The sequence below is a fragment of the Nostoc sp. MG11 genome (assembly GCF_014904695.1).
Lineage (GTDB): Bacteria > Cyanobacteriota > Cyanobacteriia > Cyanobacteriales > Nostocaceae > Komarekiella.
In genome coordinates this window covers 1-6,868 of record NZ_JACXXN010000103.1, presented here as the reverse complement: position 1 = coordinate 6,868, position 6,868 = coordinate 1, and the positions used below count along the sequence as shown (strand labels likewise).

The following is a 6,868-nucleotide window of genomic DNA, read 5'->3' as shown; positions in this document are numbered from 1 at the left end:
CTGTACCTATTGGTGTACCTGGTGAATTGCACATTGGCGGTGTCGGTTTAGCAAAAGGCTATCTTAACCGCCCAGATTTGACATTAGAGAAATTTATAAATTCAAAATTAGAATCGGATCTGTTGTATAAAACTGGTGATTTAGCGCGGTTTTTACTTGACGGTAATATAGAATTTCTGGGACGGATTGATAATCAAGTCAAAATCCGGGGCTTCCGTATCGAGTTAGCAGAGATAGAAGCTGTTCTTAGAAAACATTCTACTGTGTCACAGGCTGTAGCGATCGCACGAGAAGATATTCCTGGCGACCGACGTTTAGTAGCTTATGTTGTTGCCAATCCAGATACAGCACCCGTAATTAGTGACCTACGTCGCTTCCTGAAAGAAAAACTGCCTGAATACATGGTACCTGCAGCATTCGTAGTTATAGAAACCATACCACTTACTCCTAATGGTAAAGTTAACTATCGAGAACTACCACACCCTGATATCTCACGTAGCGGACTAGAAGCCAGTTTTATCCAACCACGTAATCCCATTGAAGAGATGTTGGCGCAAATCTGGGCAGAGGTTTTAGGAGTTAAACAAGTAGGTATTCATGACAACTTCTTTGAACTCGGTGGACACTCCTTAATCGCCACTCAATTAATCTCTAGGGTTCGGACTGCCTTAAAAGTAGAATTACCTTTGCGTACTATATTTGAAGCTGTCACCGTTGCCGATTTAGCCGAGCGCATCACTTTCGCGTCAGACGCACCACATTTAAATACACTACCTTTACAACCAGTAGTCAGGAATAAACAATTACCACTGTCTTTTGCTCAACAGCGTTTGTGGTTCCTCGACCAGTTAGAGCCAAATAATGCCTTTTACAACATCGCCGCAGGCGCACGTCTGCAAGGTAACTTAAATGTAACCGCCCTAGAACAAAGCCTCAACGAAATCATCCGCCGTCACGAAGTTTTACGGATTAACTTTGTCACTCAAGAAGATGGGCAAGCAGTACAAATTATTCGCCCCAGTGCTGCTTTATCAATGCCAGGAGTAGATTTGCAGCATTTACCAGCAGATGAGCAAGAAACTGAAATTCAACGATTGGCAATAGCAGAAGCCCAGCAACCCTTTGACCTAGCAAGTCAACTCTTAACGCGAGCTACATTGCTGGTACTTTCTCAGACAGAACACATATTGCTGTTCTGTATGCACCATATTGTCTCTGATGCTTGGTCAATGGGTGTTTTTGTTCAAGAAATAGCAGCAATCTACACCGCATTTGCTCAAGGTCAGCCGACACCACTGCCAGAACTTCCTATCCAGTACGTTGACTTTGCAGTATGGCAACGGCAATTTTTGCAAGGCGATATTAAAGATTCTCAACTTGCTTATTGGCAACAGCAACTAGCAAACGCACCAACATTATTAGAACTGCCTACAGACCGACCCAGACCTGCTGTACAAAGCTTCCGGGGAATGCAACAATCCTTCACTATATCACCAGACTTAAACGCCGCACTTAATCACTTGAGTCGAAAACAAGGAGTCACCTTGTTTATGACGCTGTTAGCAGCCTTTGACACTCTGCTTTATCGCTACACGGGACAAGCAGATATCTTGGTGGGTTCACCCATAGCTAACCGTAATCACAGTGAAATAGAAGGCTTAATTGGCTTTTTTGTCAACACATTAGTTCTTCGCACTGATTTATCAGGCGACCCCAGTTTTGAGGAGTTACTGACCAGAGTCCGGGAAATGACCTTGGCAGCATACAGTCATCAAGACTTGCCCTTTGAACTTTTAGTTGAGGTATTACAGCCAGAACGCAATTTAAGTCATACACCTCTGTTTCAGGTAGCATTCGTACTGCAAAATGCTCCCATGCCACAGATAGAGCTTCCTGAGTTAACTTTGAGTTCATTGATAACAGATAACCAAACGGCAAAGTTTGATTTGACCTTAACCTTAGAAACCATAGGTGATGAATTAGTAGGTTCATGGGAATATAACTGTGACCTATTTGTAGAAGCCACCATTACCCGAATGACAGGGCATTTCCAGACCTTACTGGCGGGAATTGTCGCTGACCCAGAACAACCAATTTCACAATTGCCACTACTGACGACATCCGAACAACAGCAATTGCTGTGGGAATGGAATGATACTCAAACAGAATATCCTCAACATCAGTGCATCCATCAGCTATTTGAAAAGCAAGTAGAGCGTAATCCAGATGCAATAGCAGTAGTATTTGCAGACCAGCATCTCACTTACCGAGAATTGAATAGTCGTGCCAATCAACTAGCCCACTACCTGAATAATTTAGGTGTCAGGGCAGATGAACTAGTTGGTCTGTGTGTGGAACGCTCTTTAGAAATGGTAGTAGGACTATTGGGGATACTCAAAGCGGGCGGGGCTTATGTACCTCTCGACCCAGATTATCCTCAAGAACGTCTGAGTTTCATGCTAGAAGATACTCAAATTCAGGTGCTGTTAACCCAACAGCAACTAATCGAAAAATTACCGGAACATCAAGCAAAAATAGTTTGCCTAGACACTGACTGGGAGACAATTCACCAACAAAAACCAGATAATCTCAACAGCAGCGTCACAGATCAAAACCTAGCTTACGTCATCTATACTTCCGGTTCCACAGGTAAACCAAAGGGGGTAGTCGTTCCTCATCGGGCTGTAAATAGACTTGTGTTTAACACCAACTACATACAATTAACACCCGATGACCGAATTGCCCAAGCTGCTAACGCGGCTTTTGATGCTACGACCTTTGAAATCTGGGGCGCACTGCTGCATGGTGCAAGGTTAGTCATCATTGCTCAAGATATCCTCCTTGCACCTGAAGAATTTGCCGCGCAATTGCACTCCCAGCAAATCAGTATCTTGTTCTTGACCACAGCTTTATTCAATCAGTTAGCTAGTTTTGTGCCTAAAGCATTTAGTGGTCTGCAATATCTACTATTTGGCGGCGAGGCTGTCGATCCTAGATGGGTGCAAGAAGTTCTCAGCAAGGGTGCTCCACAGCACTTACTTCATGTTTATGGGCCAACAGAAAACACCACTTTTTCTTCTTGGTACTTAATCAAGGATTTGTCAGCAGCGGCTAGAACTATCCCCATAGGTCGCCCATTAAGCAATTCACAAATTTACCTGCTAGATCAAAACTTACAGCCTGTGCCTATCGGGGTGCCAGGAGAACTGCATATTGGCGGTGACGGATTAGCACAAGGCTATCTGAATCGTCCCGATTTGACACAAGAGAAATTTATCCTGAACCCATTTGAAAGAAGCAGGGGAGTAGGGGAGAAGGGAAGCGGAGGAGTAGAGAAAAATAGCTTCCCAGTTCCTAATCCCCAATCCCCAGTCCCCAGCCCCCGCCTTTATAAAACTGGTGATTTAGCACGATTTTTGCCTGACGGTAATATAGAATACTTAGGACGCATCGACCATCAGGTGAAAATTCGTGGTTTTCGTATCGAGTTGGGAGAGATAGAGGCGGCTGTGAGTCAACATCCGGCGGTGTTACAGACGACAGTTATGGTTAGAGAAGATGCCCCCGGTAAGAAACGCTTAGTCGCCTACTTGGTAACACGTCAAGAACAAACACCTACAATTACTCAATTGCGTCGCTTCCTCACAGAAAAATTGCCGGAATACATGATTCCTGCGTCGTTCATGTTCCTGGAAGCTTTACCCCTCACTCCAAATGGGAAAGTTGACCGCCGTAGCTTGCCTGCACCTGAGTCGCGTGGTGAACTAGAAGTTAGTTTTGTTGCCCCACATACTTCTACTGAAGAGATGCTGGCATCTATCTGGGCAGATGTCCTGGGAGTAGAGCAAGTAGGCATTGATGATAACTTCTTTGAACTGGGTGGAGATTCCATCCTCAGTCTGCAAATTGTTGCCAGAGCGAATCAGGCAGGAATTCAGCTAACCCCAAAACTGTTGTTTGGAAATCAGACGATCGCTCAATTGGCAATGGTGGCAGGTACAATTCAGAAGATTCAAGCTGAACAAGGCCTAGTCACCGGAGAATTACCATTAACACCGATTCAACACTGGTTCTTTGAGCAGAATCTACCACAGCCGCATCATTATAATCAATCAGTGCTGCTCTGTGTGCCGTCAGACCTGAAGCCAGAGCTATTAGAGGAAGTTTTACAGCAACTATTGGTACATCACGATGCCTTGCGCTTGAGATTTGTGCAACAAGAAGGCTGGCAACAAATTAACGCTGCCGTTGAGGAAAAGGTGCCTTTAGACGTGGTAGATTTGTCAGCAATAGCATTAGAAGAGCAGCAAGCAGCCCTAGAAACTGCTGGTAGCGAACTACAAGCTAGTCTGAACATATCCGAAAGTCCACTAATCCGAGCAGCATTATTTAAACTTGGTATTAACCAGCCGAATCGTTTGCTGCTAATCATACATCACCTCGCCGTAGATGGTGTTTCTTGGCGGATTTTGTTAGAGGATTTGTTAAATGCTTACCAACAAATCAGTCACGGTGAAGCGGTGCAATTACCGCCCAAAACCTCTTCCTTTAAGGATTGGGCAGAGCGACTGACAGAGTATGGACAATCAGAAGCACTCACAGATGAACTAGATTATTGGCTAGCTGATTCTCAGGCGATCGCTACCTTTTTACCAGTAGATTATCCTCCAACTCACGAGGCTAACACCATAGCCACAGCCGCAGTTGTATCAGTGTCCTTGAGTGTGGAACAGACACGGATTCTACTACAAGAAGTACCAGTCACCTACAACACTCAAATTAACGATGTATTGTTAACTGCTTTGTTGCAGAACTTTGCCCAGTGGACAAAACACCCCTCCCTACTAATTAACCTCGAAGGTCATGGACGAGAGGATATTTTTGAAGATGTGGATCTGTCCCGCACCGTCGGTTGGTTTACATCCCTATTCCCAGTCCGCTTAGAACTGGAAGAAGAACATCATCCAGGAAATGCGCTCAAGTCAGTCAAAGAGCAACTACGCCGCATTCCCAAACGAGGTATTAGTTATGGAGTCTTAAGATATCTCAGTCAAAATGCCGAGTTACTCAAAAAGTTGCCCCAACCAGAAGTCAGTTTCAATTATCTTGGGCAGTTTGATCAGCAGTTATCAGAATCCAGTGGATGGACATTTGCTCAAGAATCTGGAGGTGCAGAGCATAACTTCCAAGAAAATCGTTGCCATCTCCTGGATATTAGTGGATTAGTAATTTCAGGAAGTCTGCAAATTAATTGGACTTACAGCACGAAAATCCATCAACGCAGCACAATTGAGCGTTTGGCTCAGTGGTTCATAGAAGCTTTGCAAACTCTCATAGACTACTGCCAGTCACCCGATGCTGGCGGTTATACACCTTCAGATTTTCCTGAAGCCGAGTTAAGTCAAGAAGAACTTGACGAGTTAATGTCCGAATTTCAAGTTTTTTAAGACGAACAAACCAATGACAGAAATTGATTAAAAATTAGGAGTAGCAATGGCGATCGCCCACCAACCCGACAACAGCAAAAATGTTGAATTTATCTATCCCCTATCCCCTCTACAGCAGGGTATGTTATTCCATACCCTCTACGACTCAAAGTCAAGGATGTATTTTCAACAGTTAACTTGCTCTCTTGATGGGCATCTAAATGTGTCAGCATTTGAACAGGCTTGGACTAAAGTGGTAGAACGCCACACAGTTCTGCGTACAGTTTTCGTTTGGGAAAAACGTAATAAACCACTCCAGATAGTATGCAAGTCTGTCAATTTGCCTTGGATTCACTATGACTGGCGCTTGCTATCTCCCGTGGAACAACAAGACCATTTAGAGGCGTTTTTACAGCTAGATCGCGATCAAGGCTTTGAACTTAACCAAGCTCCACTGATGCGCTACACCATCATACATAAGGCAAATAATCAGTATCAGTTTATTTGGAGCTATCATCACATACTGATAGATGGTTGGTCTTTACCTAACATCTTTCAAGAAGTATTTGCTTTTTACAATGCTTTAATTGAAAACGATAACTTATATTTAAAAACACCCCGTCCTTACCGCGACTATATTACTTGGTTACAAAAACAAGACACTTCCAAAGCCGAAATATTCTGGCAGCAACAACTCAAAGACTTCACTGCACCAACGCCTCTAATTGTCGATAAACCACTAAAAAACCAGGAAAGGCACTCTAGTTACAATAAACAAGAAATTTATTTATCTGAGCAAACAACAGCAGCATTAAACTCTTTTGCACGACAGCACCAATTGACGCTAAACAATCTAGTGCAAGGAGCTTATGGGCTGTTGCTAAGTCGCTACAGTGGAGAAGCAGACGTGGTTTTTGGTGCCACTGTCTCCGGTCGTCCGCCAGCCTTAGCCGGAGTAGAATCTATGGTAGGACTGTTTATCAACACCCTGCCAGTCCGCGTATCCATTACTGACGACACAGAACTGTTACCCTGGCTAAAGAATTTACAAGTGCAACAGCTAGAGTGTGAGCAATACTCATATAGCCCATTGGTAGATATTCACTCTTGGAGTGAAGTACCCCGTGGTCTGCCTTTGTTTGAGAGTATTGTTGTGTTTGAAAACTATCCTCTAAATGCCTCTCTGCAACAACAAATTGCTAATTTAGATGTCTTTGACATTCAAAGTATTGAACGTACTAATTATCCTTTAACAGTAATTGTTGTTCCTGGTTCACAATTGTCTTTGAATATTAATTACGATACTAGTCGTTTTGATTATGATGCAATTACTAGGATGCTTGGGCATTTCCAAACCTTACTTGAGGGAATTGTAACTCACTCAAAACAGCCAATTTCCCAATTACCATTACTAACGGCATCCGAACAAAAGCAGTTACTGT

The 6,868-nt window shown here is 43.6% G+C and carries 2 protein-coding genes; both read left to right on the top strand.

Annotated features, from left to right (window positions below; all coding sequences use genetic code 11):
* The coding region (locus HCR01_RS36465; protein ID WP_193200774.1) for a non-ribosomal peptide synthetase at positions 1–5,447 on the top strand (5,447 nt) is incomplete at its 5' end.
* Between the two features lie 46 nt (positions 5,448–5,493).
* A partial coding sequence (locus HCR01_RS36460) for a condensation domain-containing protein (protein ID WP_226890038.1) occupies positions 5,494–6,868 on the top strand: 1,375 nt, incomplete at its 3' end.